Origin of the sequence: Streptomyces sp. NPDC059788 (assembly GCF_042732265.1) — a bacterium.
Lineage (GTDB): Bacteria > Actinomycetota > Actinomycetes > Streptomycetales > Streptomycetaceae > Streptomyces.
Window position 1 is genome coordinate 1 of record NZ_JBHWHY010000076.1, and the last position, 18490, is coordinate 18490.

Genomic DNA, 18490 nt, shown 5'->3' on the forward strand with positions numbered 1-18490 from the left:
GCGGTGACCGGCGAGGAGATCACCCAGAACGGGCTGGGCGGCGCGGATGTGCACGCCGAGACCTCGGGGGTGTGCCACTTCGCCTACGACGACGAGGCCACCTGCCTCGAAGAGGTCCGCTACCTGATCTCCCTGCTGCCCTCCAACAACCGGGAGAACCCGCCGTCGGTGGCGTGCGAGGACCCGGCCGGGCGCGCCGGGCAGGCGCTGCTGGACCTGGTGCCGGCCGACGGCAACCGCCCCTACGACATGCGCGCGGTGATCGAGGAGCTGGTCGACGACGGCGAGTTCCTGGAGGTCCACGAGCGCTGGGCCACCAACATCATCGTGGCGCTGGCCCGGATGGACGGCGAGGTCGTCGGGCTGGTCGCCAACCAGCCGCAGTCGCTGGCCGGGGTGCTGGACATCGAGGCCTCGGAGAAGGCCGCGCGTTTTGTGCAGATGTGCGACGCGTTCAACATTCCCCTCGTCACGCTGCTGGACGTGCCGGGCTTCCTGCCGGGCGTGGACCAGGAGCACGGCGGCATCATCCGGCACGGCGCCAAGCTGCTGTACGCGTACTGCAACGCGACGGTGCCGCGGATCTCGGTGGTGCTGCGCAAGGCCTACGGCGGCGCGTACATCGTCATGGACTCGCAGTCCATCGGCGCGGACCTGACGTATGCCTGGCCGACCAATGAGATCGCGGTGATGGGCGCGGAGGGCGCGGCCAACGTCATCTTCCGCAAGCAGATCGCGGAGGCGGACGACCCCGAGGCGATGCGGGCGCGGATGGTCAAGGAGTACAAGTCCGAGCTGATGCACCCCTACTACGCGGCCGAACGCGGCCTGGTCGACGACGTCATCGACCCCGCCGAGACCCGCGAGGTGCTCATCCGCTCCCTGGCCATGCTCCGCAACAAGCACGCCGACCTGCCCGCACGCAAGCACGGCAACCCGCCCCAGTAAGGAGCCCGTTGTGCCCGATCCCGAACCCGGCGCGTCCCTCTTCCGCATCGTCCGCGGTACGGCCGACGCCACCGAACTCGCCGCACTGACCGCGGTACTGATGACCCGCGCCGCCCACCGCGATTCCCCGCAACCGGCCCCCGCCGAACCGGCCCCCGTCTGGCGCCGCCCCGCCTACCACCCGCCCGGCAGCTGGCGGCGCACCGCCTGACAAGCGTCGTTCCAGCGTCAGGACATCACCCGTAACGCCCACACCGCACATCATGCGCACGCACAAAGCCGCAGGTCAGGAGCCCTTTGCCGCCCTCTCAAGGATGACAACACACTCCACATGATGCGTAACCGGAAACAAATCAAACGCCCGCATCCTCCGCGGCACGTACCCCTCCCCCGCGAAGAACTTCAGGTCGCGGGCCAGGGCTGCCGGGTCGCAGGCTACGTATGCGATGCGGCGGGCGCCCAGTGACGCGAGGTGGGTGACCGTTTCGCGGCCGGCGCCTGCGCGTGGGGGGTCGAGGACGATCAGGTCCACGTCCGTGATTCCGGTGCGCGGGAGGATCTGCTCGACCTTGCCGTGTTCGATGCGGACGCGGTCGAGGTCCTGGAGGTTGTGGCGGGCGTCCTCGGCGGCGCGTTTGCCGGATTCGATGCCGAGGACGGCGCCCTTTTCGCCGACGCGTTCGGCGAGGGCGCCGGCGAAGAGGCCGACGCCGCAGTAGAGGTCGAGGGCCATGTCGCCCTTCTTCGGCATCAGGCCCTGCATGACGGCCTCGACCAGGAGGTCGGCGGCCCGGGGGTGGACCTGCCAGAAGCCGCCGTTGCCGACGCGCCAGGTGCGGTCGGCGGCGCGTTCGCGGACGAAGGGGCGGCCGTGGACGCGGTGTACGCCGCCGTCCTTCTCGCCGACGCGGAGCACGGAGACGGGCTTGTCGAGTTCGACGATGGGCAGGCGGCCGCCGGGGCGGGGGGTCAGGACGACCTGGCGGTCGTGGGAGCCGGTGGCGGCGATGGCCTCGACGGTGGCGATCTGGGGCCAGTCGCGCTTTTCGATGCCGAGTTCGCTGACGCCCGGCGCGGCGATCAGGCAGTGGTCGACGGGCTGGACGTCGTGGGAGCGGTGTTTGCGCAGGCCCACCCGGCCTTCGGCGTCGATGGCGTACTGGACGCGGGTGCGCCAGGCCGGGACCTCGCCCTTGGGGACCTTGTCGCCGGGGGCCGGTTCGACGGTGCCGTCCCAGCGGGCCTCTTCGGGGGTGAGGCCGGCCAGGCGGGACAGCTGTTCGGCGATGACGTCGGCCTTCAGGCGGCGCTGGGCGCCGGGGGCCGCGTGCTGCCAGTCGCAGCCGCCGCACTTGCCGGGGCCGGAGAAGGGGCAGGGGGCCGGGATGCGGTCCTTGGAGGGGGTGAGGATCTCGACGGCGTCGGCGCGGAGGAAGCGGGCGCCTTCTTCGCCGTCGGTGACGCGGGCGACAATGCGTTCGCCGGGCAGGGCGTGCCGTACGAACAGGACCTGGCCTTCGTCCGTACGGGCGATGCAGTGGCCGCCGTGCGCGACGGGGCCGACCTCGACCTCGTACTCCTCGCCGACCAGCGACTTCTTGGGTTCGGTCTGCATGGTGGGAGGGCTCCTGGAGGTGGGGCGGGGTGGAGGGGCGCGCCGGTCACCCGTGGTGCTACGGGCCGGACGCCAGCCGACAAGTCTACGGGGCGACGGGGCGGAGGCCGAACCGGGCGGGGAGCGGGTAGAGGGAGGGCGTGGAGCGGGCGCAGATCAGGTACGGGGAGGGCCTGGCGCCGCCGCGTGGCGGGGAAGGGGAGAGCCCGCCCCCCAGCAGAGCACATACGAAAAGGGCCCGGCCCCGCCCCACGGCAGGTCCGGGCCCGTAGCCCTGCGGGCGCGGCGCTACTTCCGTGTGGCTGCCTTCTCCTTCTTCGGCTGGGCGACGGGGCCCCGCCGCACCGCGCCCGGCGCGTTCCATTCGGCGCGCTTGCGGGCGCGGCGCTTGGCGGCCTCGGAGGAGTCGAGCTGCCAGGGGACGGAGGTGACCATCACGCCGGGCGTGTAGAGCAGGCGGCCCTTGAGGCGCAGGGCGCTCTGGTTGTGGAGCAGGTGCTCGTACCAGTGGCCGACGACGTACTCGGGGATGTAGACGGAGACGGCGTCGCGCGGGCTCTCGCGGCGCAGTGACTTGACGTAGTCGACGATGGGGCGGGTGATCTCGCGGTAGGGGGAGGCCAGGACCTTCAGGGGTACGTCGATGCCGCGGCGTTCCCACTCCTCCCTCAGGGCCTTGGTCTCGGCGGGGTCCACGTCGACGCTGACCGCCTCGACGGTGCCCGAGCGCATGAGCTTGGCGTAGCTCAGGGCGCGCAGGGTGGGCTTGTGGACCTTGGAGACCAGCACGATGGAGTGCACGCGGGAGGGCCGTACGGCCTCGTCGCCGGGGACGTCCTCGGCGGCGATCTCCTCGGCGACCCGGTCGTAGTGGCGGCGGATCGCGGTCATGGTGACGTAGAAGATGACCATGCCGAGGACGGCCACCCAGGCGCCGTGGCTGAACTTGGTCAGCAGGACGACGACGAGCACCAGGCCGGTGAGGGTGGCGCCGAAGGCGTTGATGCCCCGGGAGCGGTGCATCCGGCGGCGCTTGGCCGGGTCCTTCTCCGTGCGCAGGTGGCGGTTCCAGTGGCGGACCATGCCGACCTGGCTGAGCGTGAAGGAGACGAAGACGCCGACGATGTAGAGCTGGATCAGGCGGGTGGAGTCCGCGCCGTAGAGGTAGACGAGGACGATGGCCGCGCCGGCCAGCAGCACGATGCCGTTGGAGAAGGCGAGCCGGTCGCCGCGGGTGTGCAGCTGGCGCGGCAGGTAGCGGTCCTGGGCGAGGATCGAGCCGAGCAGCGGGAAGCCGTTGTACGCGGTGTTCGCGGCGAGGAAGAGGACCAGGGCGGTGGCGGCGGCGAGCACGACGAAGAAGAACGTGCCGTCGCCGAAGACCGCGGCGGCGACCTGCGAGATGACCGGGTTCTGGGTGTAGCCGGAGCCGACCGGGACGCCGTTGTGCAGCAGGTCCTTGGCCGGGGTCTCCGCCATCTTCACGTCGGTGGCCATGGCCAGGCCGATGATGCCGCAGAACATGGTGACGGCCAGGCCGCCCATCAGGGCCAGGGTGGTGGCGGCGTTCTTCGACTTGGGCTTGCGGAAGGCGGGGACGCCGTTGGAGATCGCCTCGACGCCGGTGAGCGCGGCGCAGCCGGAGGAGAAGGCGCGCAGCAGGAGGAAGACGAGGGCGAAGCCGGCGAGGCCGCCCTGTTCGGCGTGGATGGTGAAGTCGGCGGTGGGCGCCTTCATGGTGTCGCCCATGATCACGCCGCGCACCACGCCCCAGATGATCATGATGAAGACGCCGGCGACGAAGATGTACGTCGGAATCGCGAAGAGCTTTCCGGATTCCTTGACGCCGCGCAGGTTCATCACCGTCAGCAGCGCGATCATGACGATGGCGCAGAGCGTTTTGTGTTCGGTGACGAAGGGGATCGCCGAGCCGAGGTTTTCCACTCCGGAGGAGATGGAGACGGCGACGGTCAGGACGTAGTCGACCAGCAGGGCGCTGGCGACGGTCAGCCCGGCCTTGGGCCCGAGGTTGGTGTTGGCGACCTCGTAGTCGCCGCCGCCGCTCGGGTAGGCGTGCACATTCTGCCGGTAGGACGCCACGACCGTGAACATCAGCACCACGACCGCCACCGCGATCCAGGGGCTGAAGTGGTACGCCGACACGCCCGCTACGGACAGGACGAGCAGCACCTCGCCCGGGGCGTAGGCCACGGACGAGAGCGGGTCGGAGGCGAACACAGGGAGCGCGATGCGCTTGGGGAGAAGGGTCTCGCCGAGCTTGTCGCTGCGCAGTGCGCGCCCGATAAGGATCCGTTTGGGCACGTCGGTCAGTTTGGACACGCAGAGGATGCTAAGCCTTCGTCAAGGCGGTCGCCCACCCGCCACCCGTGCGTGTGGCGGCGATGGGTCCGTATGCCGCGGGGGTCTTCCGCGGCCGCTTCGGCCACCAGCGGTTTCATCTTCCCTGCACAGCGCGGACCGGCGCTCCCCCGCCCCTTCTTCTTCTGTACGACTTCTTAACGCCGCGGGATTTCCATGCCTCCGTAAAGACCGCCGACCAGCGCCCCGGGATTTCTACGCTTTCTTAACGGGCCGGGCCGTCCGGTCCTTCTCGATCACCTGGGATCTCCACATCTCTTTCACCTCGGCCCAGCGCCGCGCCTGCTCGGGACCGAGCCGGCCGCGCAGCTCGGCCAGCTTCAGGAGATTGGCCTCGGCGCCGGTGGTGAGGGTCTGCGCCTCGCCGCGGTAGTGGTCGTCGACGAGCGCCGCCAGCTCCGTGTCGTTCATGACGGGGACCAGGCGCGCCGCCATCTTGGCGGTGTTGCGGTACGACCCCTGGAGGAGGAACGGCGGTTCGGTGCGGGTCGCGTCGGCCTGCGCGGCGGAGGCGATGTAGGCGCGGTTGACGGCCAGCGCCACCTCGCGCACCTGGAGCAGGCCGCGCAGTACGGAGACGATCTCGCGCAGTTCGGCCGTGCCGTAGGGGTGGGCGAGCCGGTCGGCGCGTACGGAGTCGTCGCCCTCGGCCATCCGGACCAGCAGGCCGAGGTCGGCGCGGTCGCGGGCGGCGAGCGGGGCGAGGACGGGGTTGGCCGGCAGCGCGTTCTCGATGTGCGAGTGGGCGAAGAGCGCCTCCTTGCCGCTGAGGACGTCGCCGAGGTTCCACACGTCCGCGCGGTTGGCGAGCATGTCGGGCAGCCGGAAGCGCTGTCCCGACTCGGTGTACGGGTTGCCCGCCATGCACACCGCGAAGCGCTTGCCGCGCAGGTCGTACGTGCGGGCCTCGCCGTCCCGCACGCCGTCCATCCGCCGCTGCGCGTCGCACAGCGGGATGAACTTCTGGAGCAGTTCCGGGGAGGTGTGCTGGATGTCGTCGAGGTAGAGGAGGACGTTGCTGCCCGCCTCCAGCGCGAAGGAGATCTTCTCGACCTCGCGGCGGGCGGCGGCGTCGGGGGCCGCGGCGGGGTCGAGGGAGGTGGTGTGGTGGCCGAGGGCCGGGCCGTCCACCTTGACCAGGAGGAGGCCGAGGCGGGCCGCGACGTACTCCATGAGCGTCGTCTTGCCGTAGCCCGGCGGCGACAGCAGCAGGAGCAGTCCCTGGCTGTCGGTGCGGCGCCCCTCCCCCGCGGCGCCGAGCTGCTTGGCGAAGTTGTCGCCGATCAGCGGCAGGTAGACCTCGTCGATGAGGCGGTTGCGGACGAAGCCGGACATGACCTGGGGGCGGTAGGCGTCCAGGCGGAGCCGGTCGCGTTCGGCGGCGAGGAGTTCGGTCCGGCGGTGGGTGTAGGCGCGGTGCGCGGGGACGCGGCTGCGGCGGAACGTGTCGGTCCGGGTGAGCAGTTCGTCCAGCCGTACGGGCAGGGTGCCGCCGGCGGCGATCCGGGGGTGGCTGCCGAGCAGGCCGGGCACCTCGGTGCCGGTGGGCGCGGTCAGCTCGCGGCGGTCCAGGGCCGGGCCGCAGACCTCGATGGCGACGGCTTCGGGCAGGGCGTCCGGCGTGGCGCCGTGTGCCTCGGTGTACGCGCCGAGCCAGGCGGTGACGAGTTGGTGGCGGGCGGCCAGGTCCCCGTCGAGGGCCCGCAGGTCCTCGGCGAGTTCCTTGGCTGCGGGCGCGCCCGGCCCGCCGATGGCCTCCTGGAATCCGGCCAGCAGGTCGCGGGCGGCGGCGCTGGTGGCGAAGCGGGGGCCTCCTCCGTCGGCCAGCTCGGCCATGAGGTAGGCGCCGAGGGCGGATGTCGGATCGGGCGCCTCCCCGGCCGGCCCGTCCCCGGCCGGCCCGTCCCCGGCCGGCCCGTCCACGAGCGGCCCCTCCCCGGCCAGTCCCTCCCCCGCCTCCCGCAGGAACCCGTACGCCGCCCCGCCCAGCTCGGCGGAGAGCGCGCCCCACCCCGTCGGCGGCCCGAAGACCGTCCGGGCGCGCGCGAGGGAGTGGGCGCGGGTGGCCCACAGCGCGCGGGCGCGGCCGTCGGTGCCGTACGCCCAGAAGAGCTGGGCGGCGGCGCGCAGGTGCGGCGGGTAGCGGAGCGGGCCCGCGGCGGTGTGCAAGCGGAGCAGGGCGGCGAGGATCGCGGTGGCGTCGTGGTCGTGGACGCCCCGGTCGTACCCCTCGTCGTAGCGGGCTTCGGCCACCCGGCGGACGAGCGGGAGGAGCGCGTCGGCGGCGGCTGCCTCCTGGAGCGCGGCAAGGTCCGGAACCGGCGCGTCCGCGCCCCGTACGCCAGCGCCTTCCTCGGCCCGCGCGAGGATCAGCGCGGCCAGGTGCTCGGCCCGGTAGACCTGCGGTGATTCGGAGACCAGCGGCTGGTCCCAGAAGGCGCGGTGGGCCGACAGCCGTGCGTCGTCGACGGGCGCGCGGTAGTCGGTGCCGGTGACGGCGTACGCGAGCCGGTCGCCGTGCGGGACCAGGGTCAGATCGACGGGCTGGGTGTTGACGGCGAAGCGGTGCCGGCCCAGCCGGATGGTGCCGGTGGCGTCGTAGAGGTCGGTGCGGTCGCGCAGGGCGCGGGCCGCTTCCTGGCGGGCGGCCCGCAGGCGGCCGTCGAGTTCGTCGGCGCGGACGCCGTCGCCGAGGTCGCGCAGTTCGCCGGTGGTGGCGCGGACCTTGCCGACGAGCGGGTCGGCGGCGAAGAAGGCGTTGATCTCGTCGAGGGTGGTGAGGGCGGCGGCCCGGCGGGTGACGGTGGCGAGGACGCGTCCGGCGGACCCGGCGAGCCGGTCGGTGTGCCGGGCGCGCGCGTCGAGCTGGGCCTGCTTGCGTGCGGAGAACGCCTCGCCGATCTCCTCACGCTGGGCGGCGATCCGCTCCAGGTGCTCGTCCGACGTGCCGAAGCGCGCTTCGAGGTTTTCCAGTTGGAGGAGCAGGCGGCCGAGTTCGTCGTCGCACTCCTCGGGGGTGCCGGCCGCGGCCAGTGCGCCCGCCACGGCCTGCCCGAGCAGCGCGAACCGGGCCGCGAACTCCTCCCGGCCCTCCGCTTCGAGCAGTTGCCTGCGCCGGGCGTCCAGGGTGGCGCGGGCGCGGTTGACGGCGCCGAGCACCTCGCCCGCGCGGGTCAGGATGGTGGTCCGTACGGTCGTGTCGGCGAGGTCGAGGGTGCCGACGACCTCGGTGACGACGCGCAGCCCTTCGGCCTGTTCGTCGATGCGGGCGGCGAGCGGTTCGGCGTCGGCGGCGGTGGCCGCCGCGGCGGCCTGCGCGGTCAGCTCGGCGACGGCGCGGTGGGTGGCGGCGAAGGCGTCCTCGCCGCTGAGGAACGCGATGGCCCGGCGTCCGGCGGCGGCCAGGTCGTCGGTGAGGCCCGCGGAGAGTTCCGCGAGGCGGTCCAGGTCGATGTGGCGGGTTTCCCGGAGGGTTTCCAGGCGGCCCTGTGCGTGGCGCAGCGCGGTGAGGTTGCGTACCCAGGCGTCGGCGGTCGCGGGCTGTTCGCCGCGGACGCGCCGGACGAGCGCGGTGGTGCGGTCAGCGGCTTCCTCCAGCGCGGTGGCGGCCTGGCGGCGCAGTTCGGTGACGCGTGCGAACTCCTCGACGACCTGGTCGGCGGCGGCCCGTACGGCTTCCAGCGGCTCGCCCAGCGCGCCGAGCGCGTCCTCGCCGAGCCAGTGGTGGCGGTCCGCGACCCGGGCCGCCGCGGCGGCGATGGCCTCGAACACCGGGCCGGCCGGGGCCATGTCGGTGGCCATGCGGGCGACGGAGAGCGCGTCGGAGACGCCGCGTACCAGCTCGGCGTTGCCGATCCGGGCCAGCGGGCCGCCGTCCCCGGCCGGCCGCGCGGCGGCGTACGCGTCGGAGGTGAAGGGGGTGCGCCAGACCTGGACGGGGTGGACGCGGCCCGGCTCGCGGGTGCCGCGCAGCACGGCCAGGGTGCCGTCGTCGAGGAGCGCGTGGCCGTAGGCGGTCAGCGGGGTGGCGGCCTCTTCGCGGACGAGGTTGTACGGGAGGAGCAGGGTGCGTCCTTCGGCGCGGTCGTGGAACGCGTAGAGGACGTCCTCGCCGTTGGGGGAACGGTGTTCGCGGTCGAAGGCGAGGCCGGTGATGCCGGTGTCGAAGGTCCTGAGGGTGCCGGTGGTGAGGTAGTGGCCGCCGGGGAAGACGATGCCCTGGTTCTCTGGCAGCGCGCGGCACGCCTGCCCGATCGCGTCGATCCGGCGCACGTCCTGGGTGCGGGTGTTGAAGACCAGGTAGCGGTCGGCGGTCTCGTTGTACGGGCGGACGCGCAGCAGGATCAGCGGTCCGACGCGGGCGTGGGCGACCTCGGCGTCCGCGAGGGACTGCAGGGGTTCGTCCACCGGCTCGGAGTGGAGGCCGTCGTCCGTCTCGGTGTCCGGCTCCGTCTTCAGGGTGAGCGCGCCGCCACCGGTCGAGAGGAAGACCTCTCCCTGGACGGACAGGTGGGGGTAGCGGCCGGGTACGTGGTCCTCACGGGTGGCCGGGGTCCACGCGAAGTCGTGGGCGGGCGGGGCGGTGTGGTCGCGGTCGCCCTTGGCGTCCAGGTAGACGGGAGCGCCGTGTTCCGCCGCGCCCCCCGATGCGGGGATCTTCCAGCGCAGTACCCGGGTGTCGTCGAGCCGTTCGCCGGTCTGGAAGACGGCGAGCAGCAGGGCGCCGGTGCGGTGGAGGCGGAGCAGCCGGGCCTGGCGGTAGTAGCGGTACAGCTCGTCGAAGTCCCGCTGGAAGCGGGGGTCGTCGAGGAGTCCGGGCACGGCGTCGGGCGCTGCCGGTTCGAGGTGCACGCCGTCGCCGGTGGTGTGGAGGCGGTGCAGGGCGAAGACGTCGGACACGGTGGTCGAGGGCGCGCCGGGCTCCGGCAGGCCGTTGCGGCCGGTCAGCAGCAGGCCGCCGACCTGCGCGGCGTCCCGGATCACGGCCGCGCCGTCGGTGCGGAGGCCGTCGGTGCCGAGCAGGGCGAGTTCCGTGCCGCCGAAGGTCTCGACGCGGCGGGCGTTGAGGGTGCGGGCCCGGTCGGCGAGGTCGGCGGCGGCGCCCGCGAGGCGATCGCGCAACACCTCGTATGTGCCGTCGGCGAGGTCGCTGCCGTGGCCGGTGTCCTGGGTCGGCGTGTCCTCGGGGGCACGGTCGTGTCCGTCGCGGGCGTCCGTCTCCGTCACGAAGTCGTCCTGCACGAGATGCGTCTCCTGTCCCTGCGCGCGGCCGTCCCGCGGCCCGCACGGCGGCGCGCACACCCGCGTGGGCGTGCCGGCCGCCGGCTGTTGCATGTGTGTGGTGGCCGCGTACGGAGGCCCGTTGTGTGGTGGTCGCGTACGGAGGTCCGTTGTGTGGTGGTCGCGTACGGAGGTCCGTCCCGTACCCGCCCGTACGCGGCCGGGGTGTCCGCGGCGGTCGGGCCGCGGGCGGCGGGCGCATCCCCCCGGAAGCGCCCGCCGCCACGGCCCGTCCTGTCCCGTGCGGCGGCTACTTCGCCGCCACCGCCGCGCCGTTGGCCGGCGCCGGCCCCGCGACCGCCTCGGAGATCCGGGTGTCCGCGATCCCGTTGGCGTGTGCGGCGTCCAGCAGGCTCTTCAGGTGACCGGCCTGCGGGCCGCCCCGGTCGATGAGCTTGGTCAGGGCCCCCGCCAGGGTCAGGTCGCGCAGTCCGGCCGCGCCGAGCCCGCCGAGCATGGTGGTCAGGTCCTTGGTGAAGGTGGACCCGTTCTTGTCGAGCCAGGGGCCCGCGGCCGTACGGACGGTCTCGGAGCGCTCGACGAGCGCGTCCAGTCCCTTGGCGGCGCCGATGGAGCCGGCCAGCCGGTCGAAGAAGACGCTCTCCCCGCCGACGATGTCGATCTTCGCGTTCTCCAGGCCGGTGGCCAGCACCTTCGCCTGCACCTCGGCGATCTGCCGCTGGGTGTCCAGGCCCGCGAGGCGGACCTCCTTGTCGGCCGCCACCCGCAGCCGGTACTCCTCGTGCTCCCGGCTCGCCGCGTCCAGCGCCGCCATCGCCGCGGCCTTCTCGGTGAGCCCGGCCGCCTCGGCGCGCAGCAGCGCCTCCGCCGCTTCCGCCTCGGCCCGGCCGGCCTTCTCGACGGCGGCCGCGTTCATCTCCCGTACCTTCACCTCGGCGAGCCCGGCGGCCGCGGCCTCGGCCTGGGTGCCCTCGGCGAGCCGGATCTTGGCCTGGGCGTCCAGGTCGGCGGCCTTGCGCCGGCCTTCGGCCAGGGTCAGTTCCTCGGCCGCGCGGTGCGCCGCGGCCTGTTCGGCGGCCTCGGCCGCCTTGATGTCCTTGACCAGGCGCTGCTGCGCCTCGGCCTCGGCGCGGATGACCAGCGACTGCCGCTCGCGCTCGGCCTCCTCGACCGTACGGAGCTTCTTGATCTCCTCCTCCTGCGCGGCGACGGTCTTCTCGACGGCGATCCGCTCCCGTACGACGTCCGCGATCTCCCGCTTCTCGGCCTCGACCTCCTTGTCGGCGGCGATCCGGGTCAGCTGGGTCTCCCGCTCGCGGGCGATGACCTCCAGGAGGCGGTCCTTCTCGATGCGCTCGTTCTCGATGGCGATGACGCGTTCGCGGTTCTTCTGCGCCACCGCGATCTCGCGTTCGCGGTTCTCGTTCTGGACGCCGAGCGCCTCTTCGGTCTTCAGGTGCGCCGAGTGCGAGCGCAGCCGCTCCTCGGCCTGCACGCGGGCCGTCTCGGCCTCTTCCTTGGCCCGTACGGTGGCGATCTCGCGCTGCTGGCGGATCTCCGCGTCGGCCTGCCGGCGCTCCAGTTCCAGGACGGCCTCGCGGGCGTCGACGTTCTGCCGGGTGATCTCCTTCTCCTCGTTGCGCCGGTACTCGTTGGTGCGCACGTGCTCGATCGCGGTCAGCTCGGTGATCTTGCGGATGCCCTGCGCGTCGAGGATGTTGGCGGTGTCGAGCTGGTCCAGCGGGGTCTGCTCCAGGTAGTCGATCGCCGCGTCCTCCAGGCTGTAGCCGTTGAGGTCGGTGCCGATGACGGCGATGATGCGGTCCCGGAACTCGTCCCGCTTGGTGTACAGATCCTGGAAGTCGAGCTGCTTGCCGACGGTCTTGAGGGCCTCGGAGAACTTGGCGTTGAACAGCTCCTGGAGCGTGCCGACGTCGCTGGCGCGCTCGGTGCCGATGGCCTGGGCGACCTTGACGACGTCCTCACGGGTCTTGTTGACCCGCACGAAGAACGCGATGCGGATGTCGGCGCGGATGTTGTCCCGGCAGATCAGGCCCTCGTGGCCGGTGCGGCCGATCTCGATGGTCTTCACCGAGATGTCCATCACCTCGGCCTTGTGCAGCACCGGCAGCACCACCGAGCCGGTGAAGGTCACATCGACCTTGCGGTACTTGGAGACGATCAGGGCCTGGCCCTGGTGGACCTTGCGGTAGAGGCGGGTGAGGGCGAGCACCGTCACGAGCACGACGAGTACGGCCACGGCGACGGTCACGCCGATTCCTACGGTGATGGCATCCATCGGTGAATCAATCCCTGCGGTGTGTCGGGAGGTTCGACGGGCGCGGCGGCGCGGCGGGCGCCGCGGCGCGCTCCGGTCGGTGGTCGGTCGGCGCTCAGACGGCCGGGCCGTACGGGTCCAGGGCGGCGTCGAAGGGCGCGACCCGGAAGAACTCGCCGTCGGCGTCGTAGTCGAAGATCAGCGCGCTGTGGCCGGCGGTGAGTCCGGGGTCCTGCGTACGGACCTGGACGATGGCCGTCGAGCCGTCGTCGGCGCGCACCTCGGCCTGGCCGAAGTCGGACGAGACGCGGCCGGTGCGGATGACGCACACCCGGCCGACGAAGTCGTCCCGTGAGGCGACCCGTTCAGGAGGCAGCAGGCGGCGGGCCAGGCGCACCGCGACGCGGGTGCCGGCCCAGGCCGCGCACAGCGCGAGCGCCAGGGCGGCGGCGCGCAGCGGCAGGCTCTCGGTCAGCGCGGCACCGGCCAGGGACACCGCCCAGGCGATCAGCACGCCGAGCGTGAGGGTGACCGTCACGGGCAGTCCGGCGGTGCCGGCGGAACCGCCGTCGACACCCTCACCCCCGTCGAGGATGTCGACGCCTGCCCCGCCGATCAGCACCAGCAGCCAGTAGGCGGCCACCACCACCAGCGCGAAGGTGAAGAGCGCGGCCGGGAAGGCGAGTGCGGCTCGTGTGAATGCCCCGAAGTCGCCCATGGCCGTCGTCCCCCGTTCGCTCCTGTGCCTTCCGGTTCCTTGATGATGGCAAGCGGAAGGGGGCTCGCACATTGCCGGATTCCGGCAATCTTTACGCGTTCCTAATAGCCTGTTAACGGGTCACGGTCTTGCCGCCGGCGGTGGCCGGAGTGTAGAGAAAGCGGCCGGATTCCGCTCCCGCGGCGCTCGCTACAGCGGCTTGTCCGGCCAGCCCAGCAGCCGCGCGCCCATCGCCGCCGTCTCCAGCGTGAAGCGCTGCAGGCCGTCCGAGGGGTCGTAGCCGGTCAGGAACTTGATGCGCTCCAGGCGGTACGACAGGGTGCGCACGCTCACCTTGAGGCGGCGGGCGGCCTCGGCGTTCACATACCCGGCCGCCGCGAGCGCCCCGATCGTCTCCAGCAGCGGTCTGGCGCCGCCGCGCGACTGCGTCAGCGGCCCGAGGACCGTCCGCACGAGGTCGGCCATGGCCGCCCGGTCGCGCAGCAGCACGGGGAAGACCAGCAGGTCGGCGGCGCGCAGGACCGGTTCCTCCAGGTTCAGCTGCGCGGCCAGCTCCAGCGCGCTCAGGGCTTCCTCGTACGAGCGCACCACGCCGCCCGCGCCGGAGTGCGCCCGTCCGATGGCCACCCGCCGCGCGCCGGGCCGGCCCACGTCGGGCCAGCGCGCGTACGTGGCGAAGGCGTCCAGCACCGCCCGCTCGCGGCTGGCGCCGACGCAGATCAGACGGCCCTCCTTGGTGGTGATCAGTACGTCGCGGTCGCCGAACCGGCCGAGCAGTTCGCGTTCGACCCGGCGGGCGACCGGGTGGATGTCGTCGAAGGGCTCGGCGCCCTCCGCGACGGCGACCGCGTGCTCGTGGGCCAGCCGCAGCCCGAACCGCTCGGCGCGCTCGGCCAGCCGCCCCAGGTCGCTGCGCCCGTACAGGAGGTCGTCGACGAATTCGCGGCGCTCGGCCTCCTCCTGGCGCACGGCGAGCCGCTGCGCGCGCTCGTGCCCCTCGCCGAAGGCGGCGATCGCGGCGTCCACCGCGCCCAGCACGGCGTCGCCGGTACGGCCCCGCTCCGCGGCGCCCGCGGCCCGCGCCACACCCGGCAGCGTGCCCCACACCCGCCGGGTCTCCCCCAGGAAGAGCCCGACCAGTTCGCGCAGCCCGTGCCCGGACTCGGCGGCCCGCTCCCCGAGGTCGCGCAGCGCGTCCAGTTCCGCGCGCCGGGGCAGCCGCCCGGTGTCCGACACCTCGGCGAGGAGCGTGGTGTACCCCTCCAGGAATTCGGGGGACATCCCGCCGTCCTTCACCGTTCGCGCTCCTCGCCACCGCACCGTGCACCCTGCCCCGGCCTTCGGGGCAGGTCCATCCTGCCGGACGGCGGCGGGGGCGGCCGATCCGGTACGGCGCGGTGATCGGGTCGGCCCGGGCATCGGGTACGGCCCGGTGGACGGGGACGGCCCGGGGACGCCTCCCTATGCCTCCTGCCGGACCGCCCCGGCGGCCCGCGAGTGCCGGGAGATCAGCTCGCCGAGCCCCTGGCGGGTGGCGACGAGCAGGACGCGGTCCTGGGGGCGCAGCTCGTAGCCGTCCCCCAGCTCCCGTACGAGCCGGGCGCGGCCGCGCTCCGGCAGTTCCTGGGCGGTCCCGGACGCGGTGTCCGGCTGCCCGTCGGACGCGGAGGTGTCCACCGCCAGGACGCGCAGCAGGCCGGGGCGGAAGACGTCGGCGACCCTGCGGCCCTCCAGGGCGGCGTGGCCGCGCACCTCGACGCGGGCGACGAGCAGCACCCGCCGTTCGACGGGGATGGCGCCGAGGATCTGACGGCCCATCATCGCGCCGGCGAAGGCGGGCGCGGCCAGGAAGCTGACGCTGCGGCTGCGGGTCCGCGCGCGGGGGTGGGCGGCGCGCAGTGTGCGGTAGACGGCGGTGGCGAAGCGGTCGTCGAACAGGCGCAGCGTCACCCGCAGCTGCGGCTTGACCGAGCGGGCGTAGAGGGCCGCCTCCAGATTGGTGGTGTCGTCGCTGGTGAGGGCGAGCAGGGCGTGCGCGCGCTGGATCTTCGCGGCTTCCAGTACGCCTTCGTGCGTGACGTCGCCCACCACCGTCGGGACGCGCAGCCGGCGTGCCAGCGCGATGCCGCGCGCTTCGGGGTCCGCCTCCACACACACCACGGGGGTGCCCAGCTCGTGCAGCTGGGCCAGTACCCGCGTACCGACCTTGCCGAGACCCAGCAGCACCACGTGCCCGGACAGTCCGCGCGGCGGGCGGCGCAGCGCGGTGGCGTTGCGGAAGGTGCCGAGCCCTTCCAGCGCGGCGGCCACCAGGACCGGCAGCAGCAGCAATCCGGTGAGGCCGGACAGGAGTTGCAGCACCTTGCGGGAGACCGGCTCGCCGATGGCCGGTTCGTTGATGGCGAAGAGGTCGAGGAGCGAGAGATACGTGGCGTGCAGCGGGGTGTCGCCGGTGGTCAGGGAGGAGGCGACGGCCAGCGCGAGGACGGCGCCGACGACGCCCGCCAGCGACCAGCGCAGTCTGCGGGAGAAGAAGGAGCCCAGCGGCACGCCCCGGCCGCGCAGGCCGCCCAGGTTCCACCGGGCGCCCGGTCCGCCGCGCCGTTCGGGGCGCGCCGGGCGGCGCGGACCGCTCCGGCTGCCGGGGCGCGGCTGGCGGCCCTGGTAGGTGACGGTTTCCAGGACGACGGTGCCGCGTGCGGCGGCGGCCGCCGTGGTGGCCTCGTCGGGAAGGAGGTCGGGGCCGTCGTCGGCGGCCGGGCCGTCCGCCGGGCCGGTGTCCGCGTCCGGCGCGCCGGGGGTGTCCACGGCCACGTCGGCCGTCGCGGACAGGACGGCGAGCGGGCACAGCCCCGTGGCGGCGGCCGGGCCCTGCCGGGCGGGGTTGCGTTCGACGGCGCGCAGCAGCAGGCCGTCGGCCTCGATGACCTTGCTGGTGCCCGCGACGGCGGTGGCCGCCAGCGCGGGCGCCACGGTGTCGGCGTCGGACAGGACCGTGGTGGACGCGTCGGCCCCTTCGGCGTCCAGGGCGCCGACGGCGGCGGCCTGGTCCAGCAACTGTTCCAGGTACTGGCCGAGTTTGCGGTTGTAGAGCCGGATCACCAGCCGCAGCCGGGGGTTGAGCCGCCGGGCGCGCAGCGCCGCGTGGATGTTGGTCTCGTCATCGTCGTAGACCAGCGCGAGCGCGCCCGCCGCGCCGATGCCGGCCTCGGCCAGCGTGTCGTCGTCGGCCTCCGCCGCCTCCAGGACCCGTATGGGCTCGTCGGGCGGCTCGTCGGCGTCCCCGGCCTCGCCGCCGGGGGCGTCCGGTGAGCCGGCCGGCGTACGGACCATGGCGGCCGAGACCCGTCCCAGCAGGGCCTGGGCCCGCCCCAGGGGTCCGGCGGGCGGCGGGATGCGGGGCCGGTGCGGTTCTCTGGCGGAGGGGACGACGAGGGTGACCCGCTCCCGGTAGACGTCCTTGAGTTCGGCGGCGAGGCGGCGCGCGAGGGCGTCGTCGCCGCAGACGACCATGTGTGGGGTGGCTGCGCCCTGTTGGGGCTGTTGAGGCACGGTGGACACGACGCTCAGCGTGCCTTACGGGGCGGTGCCGCCGCACGTGATCGCGGCCGGCCGCGGGGCCCGGACCAGGGCGAAGGGGGCGCGTCCCGGACAGGCCGGGCGCGCCCGGCACGAACGCCCCGCCCCTTGATCGAGGACCAGATTCCCGGCCGCACCGCAAGGAACCTTACTCGTTGCTTATGTTCTCTTGTCGCTTTCTTAACGCCCAGGACGGCCGTGCGGGCGAACTCCGTGGATGCAGCGGCTCCCGCGCCAGGTAGCGTGGTCGCCGAACACGCCAGGTCGAAGCAGCCGGCGTCACAGCACAGGGAAAGGTGCGAGGTAGGGGCCGATGCACATCGTCATCATGGGGTGCGGGCGGGTGGGTTCCGCGCTCGCACAGACCCTGGAGAGCCAGGGTCATACGATCGCGGTGGTCGACCAGGACCCGACCGCCTTCCGCCGCCTGGGATCGGGCTTCGGCGGCCGCCGGGTGACCGGGGTCGGCTTCGACCAGGACACGCTGCGCGAAGCCGGGATCGAGGAGGCGGGCGCCTTCGCCGCCGTCAGCAGCGGCGACAACTCCAACATCATCGCGGCCCGGGTGGCGCGCGAGATGTTCGGCGTGGAGAACGTCGCGGCCCGTATCTACGACCCGCGCCGCGCCGAGGTCTACCAGCGTCTGGGCATCCCCACGGTCGCCACCGTGCGCTGGACCGCCGATCAGATGCTGCGCCGGCTGCTGCCCTCGGGGGCCGAGCCGCTGTGGCGCGACCCGAGCGGGGGTGTGCAGCTGGCCGAGGTGCACACCTCGCCGGCCTGGGTGGGTCACAAGATCAGCAGGCTGCAGGAGGAGACCGGCGTACGCGTCGCCTTCCTCACCCGGCTGGGTGAGGCGACGCTGCCGACCTCGCAGACCGTGCTGCAGGAAGGCGACCTGGTGCACGTGATGATGCGCACCGACGAGGTCGAGAAGGTGGAAGCGGTGTTCGCCGAAGGGCCCGAGGAGGCGCACGCATGAGGGTCGCTATCGCGGGCGCGGGCGCGGTGGGCCGGTCCATCGCGGGCGAGCTGCTGGAGAACGGGCACGAGATCCTGCTCATCGACAAGGCGCCGACGGCGATCTCGGTCGAGCGGGTGCCGCTGGCGGAATGGCTGCTGGCCGACGCCTGCGAGATCACCTCGCTGGACGAGGCCGCGCTGCAGCGCTGCAACGTCGTCATCGCGGCGACCGGCGACGACAAGGTCAACCTCGTCGTCTCGCTGCTCGCCAAGACCGAGTACGGCGTGCCGCGGGTGGTGGCCCGCGTGAACAACCCCAAGAACGAGTGGCTGTTCAACGAGGCGTGGGGCGTGGACGTCGCCGTCTCCACCCCGCGTCTGATGTCGGCGCTGGTCGAGGAGGCGGTGAGCGTCGGCGACCTGGTGCGGCTGCTGCGCTTCAGCCACGGCGACGCCAACCTCGTGGAGCTGACGCTGCCGCCGGAGGCCGCGCTGGCCGGCACCCGCGTCGGCGACGTCCAGTGGCCGGAGGACACCTCGCTGGTCACGATCATCCGCGGCAACCGGGTGCTCACCCCCAACCAGGAGGACGCGCTGGAGGCGGGCGACGAGCTGCTGTTCGTCGCGGCCCAGTCGCGCGAGGAGCAGTTGGAGGACCTGCTGTCGGTACGCCGCGAGGCGTGATCGCGGGCGGTACGTGACGCCGATGGGCCCGGGAACCTGTGGTTCCCGGGCCCATCGCCGTGCCGTGGGCGCCGGTCCCGTACGA

The 18490-nt window shown here is 73.2% G+C and carries 11 protein-coding genes; 4 read left to right on the forward strand and 7 right to left on the reverse strand.

Annotation, left to right across the window (positions count from 1 at the left end; genetic code table 11):
• Together ACFV57_RS39885 and ACFV57_RS39890 are read left to right on the forward strand one after the other, a co-directional pair.
• The coding region (locus ACFV57_RS39885) for an acyl-CoA carboxylase subunit beta (RefSeq protein WP_385243254.1) at window positions 1-948 on the forward strand (948 nt) is incomplete at its 5' end.
• 10 nt (window positions 949-958) lie between these two features.
• Window positions 959-1159, forward strand: a complete 201-nt coding sequence (locus ACFV57_RS39890; RefSeq protein WP_385243257.1) for an acyl-CoA carboxylase subunit epsilon — start codon at window positions 959-961, stop codon at window positions 1157-1159.
• Between the two features lie 75 nt (window positions 1160-1234).
• Here the strand turns inward: ACFV57_RS39890 and ACFV57_RS39895 are convergent, their stop codons facing one another.
• The 7 genes from ACFV57_RS39895 to ACFV57_RS39925 form a co-directional block, all read right to left on the reverse strand.
• Window positions 1235-2563 (reverse strand): class I SAM-dependent RNA methyltransferase, encoded by a 1329-nt coding sequence (locus ACFV57_RS39895; protein WP_385243260.1) that lies wholly within the window; start codon window positions 2561-2563, stop codon window positions 1235-1237.
• Between the two features lie 288 nt (window positions 2564-2851).
• Window positions 2852-4903 carry an APC family permease gene (locus ACFV57_RS39900; protein WP_385243263.1) on the reverse strand — a complete coding sequence of 684 codons (2052 nt, stop codon included), beginning with the start codon at window positions 4901-4903 and terminating at the stop codon, window positions 2852-2854.
• Between the two features lie 234 nt (window positions 4904-5137).
• Window positions 5138-10168 (reverse strand): DNA repair ATPase, encoded by a 5031-nt coding sequence (locus tag ACFV57_RS39905; RefSeq protein ID WP_385243321.1) that lies wholly within the window; start codon window positions 10166-10168, stop codon window positions 5138-5140.
• A 304-nt stretch (window positions 10169-10472) separates the two neighbouring features.
• Window positions 10473-12482: a flotillin family protein gene (locus ACFV57_RS39910; protein ID WP_385243266.1), complete on the reverse strand. Its 2010-nt coding sequence runs from the start codon at window positions 12480-12482 to the stop codon at window positions 10473-10475.
• 94 nt (window positions 12483-12576) lie between these two features.
• Window positions 12577-13179 carry a hypothetical protein gene (locus tag ACFV57_RS39915; protein WP_385243269.1) on the reverse strand — a complete coding sequence of 201 codons (603 nt, stop codon included), beginning with the start codon at window positions 13177-13179 and terminating at the stop codon, window positions 12577-12579.
• 189 nt (window positions 13180-13368) lie between these two features.
• Entirely contained in the window at window positions 13369-14460 is a 1092-nt protein-coding gene (locus tag ACFV57_RS39920; protein WP_385243272.1) for a PucR family transcriptional regulator, read from the reverse strand.
• A 180-nt stretch (window positions 14461-14640) separates the two neighbouring features.
• Window positions 14641-16692: a potassium channel family protein gene (locus ACFV57_RS39925; RefSeq protein WP_385243324.1), complete on the reverse strand. Its 2052-nt coding sequence runs from the start codon at window positions 16690-16692 to the stop codon at window positions 14641-14643.
• Between the two features lie 379 nt (window positions 16693-17071).
• Here ACFV57_RS39925 and ACFV57_RS39930 point away from each other — a divergent pair, with 379 nt between their 5' ends.
• Entirely contained in the window at window positions 17072-17740 is a 669-nt protein-coding gene (locus ACFV57_RS39930; protein WP_385243275.1) for a potassium channel family protein, read from the forward strand.
• Window positions 17737-18405, forward strand: coding sequence for a potassium channel family protein (locus ACFV57_RS39935; protein WP_385243277.1), 669 nt, complete (start codon window positions 17737-17739; stop codon window positions 18403-18405). The genes ACFV57_RS39930 and ACFV57_RS39935 overlap by 4 nt, the downstream gene beginning before the upstream one ends.
• Window positions 18406-18490 lie beyond the last annotated feature (85 nt).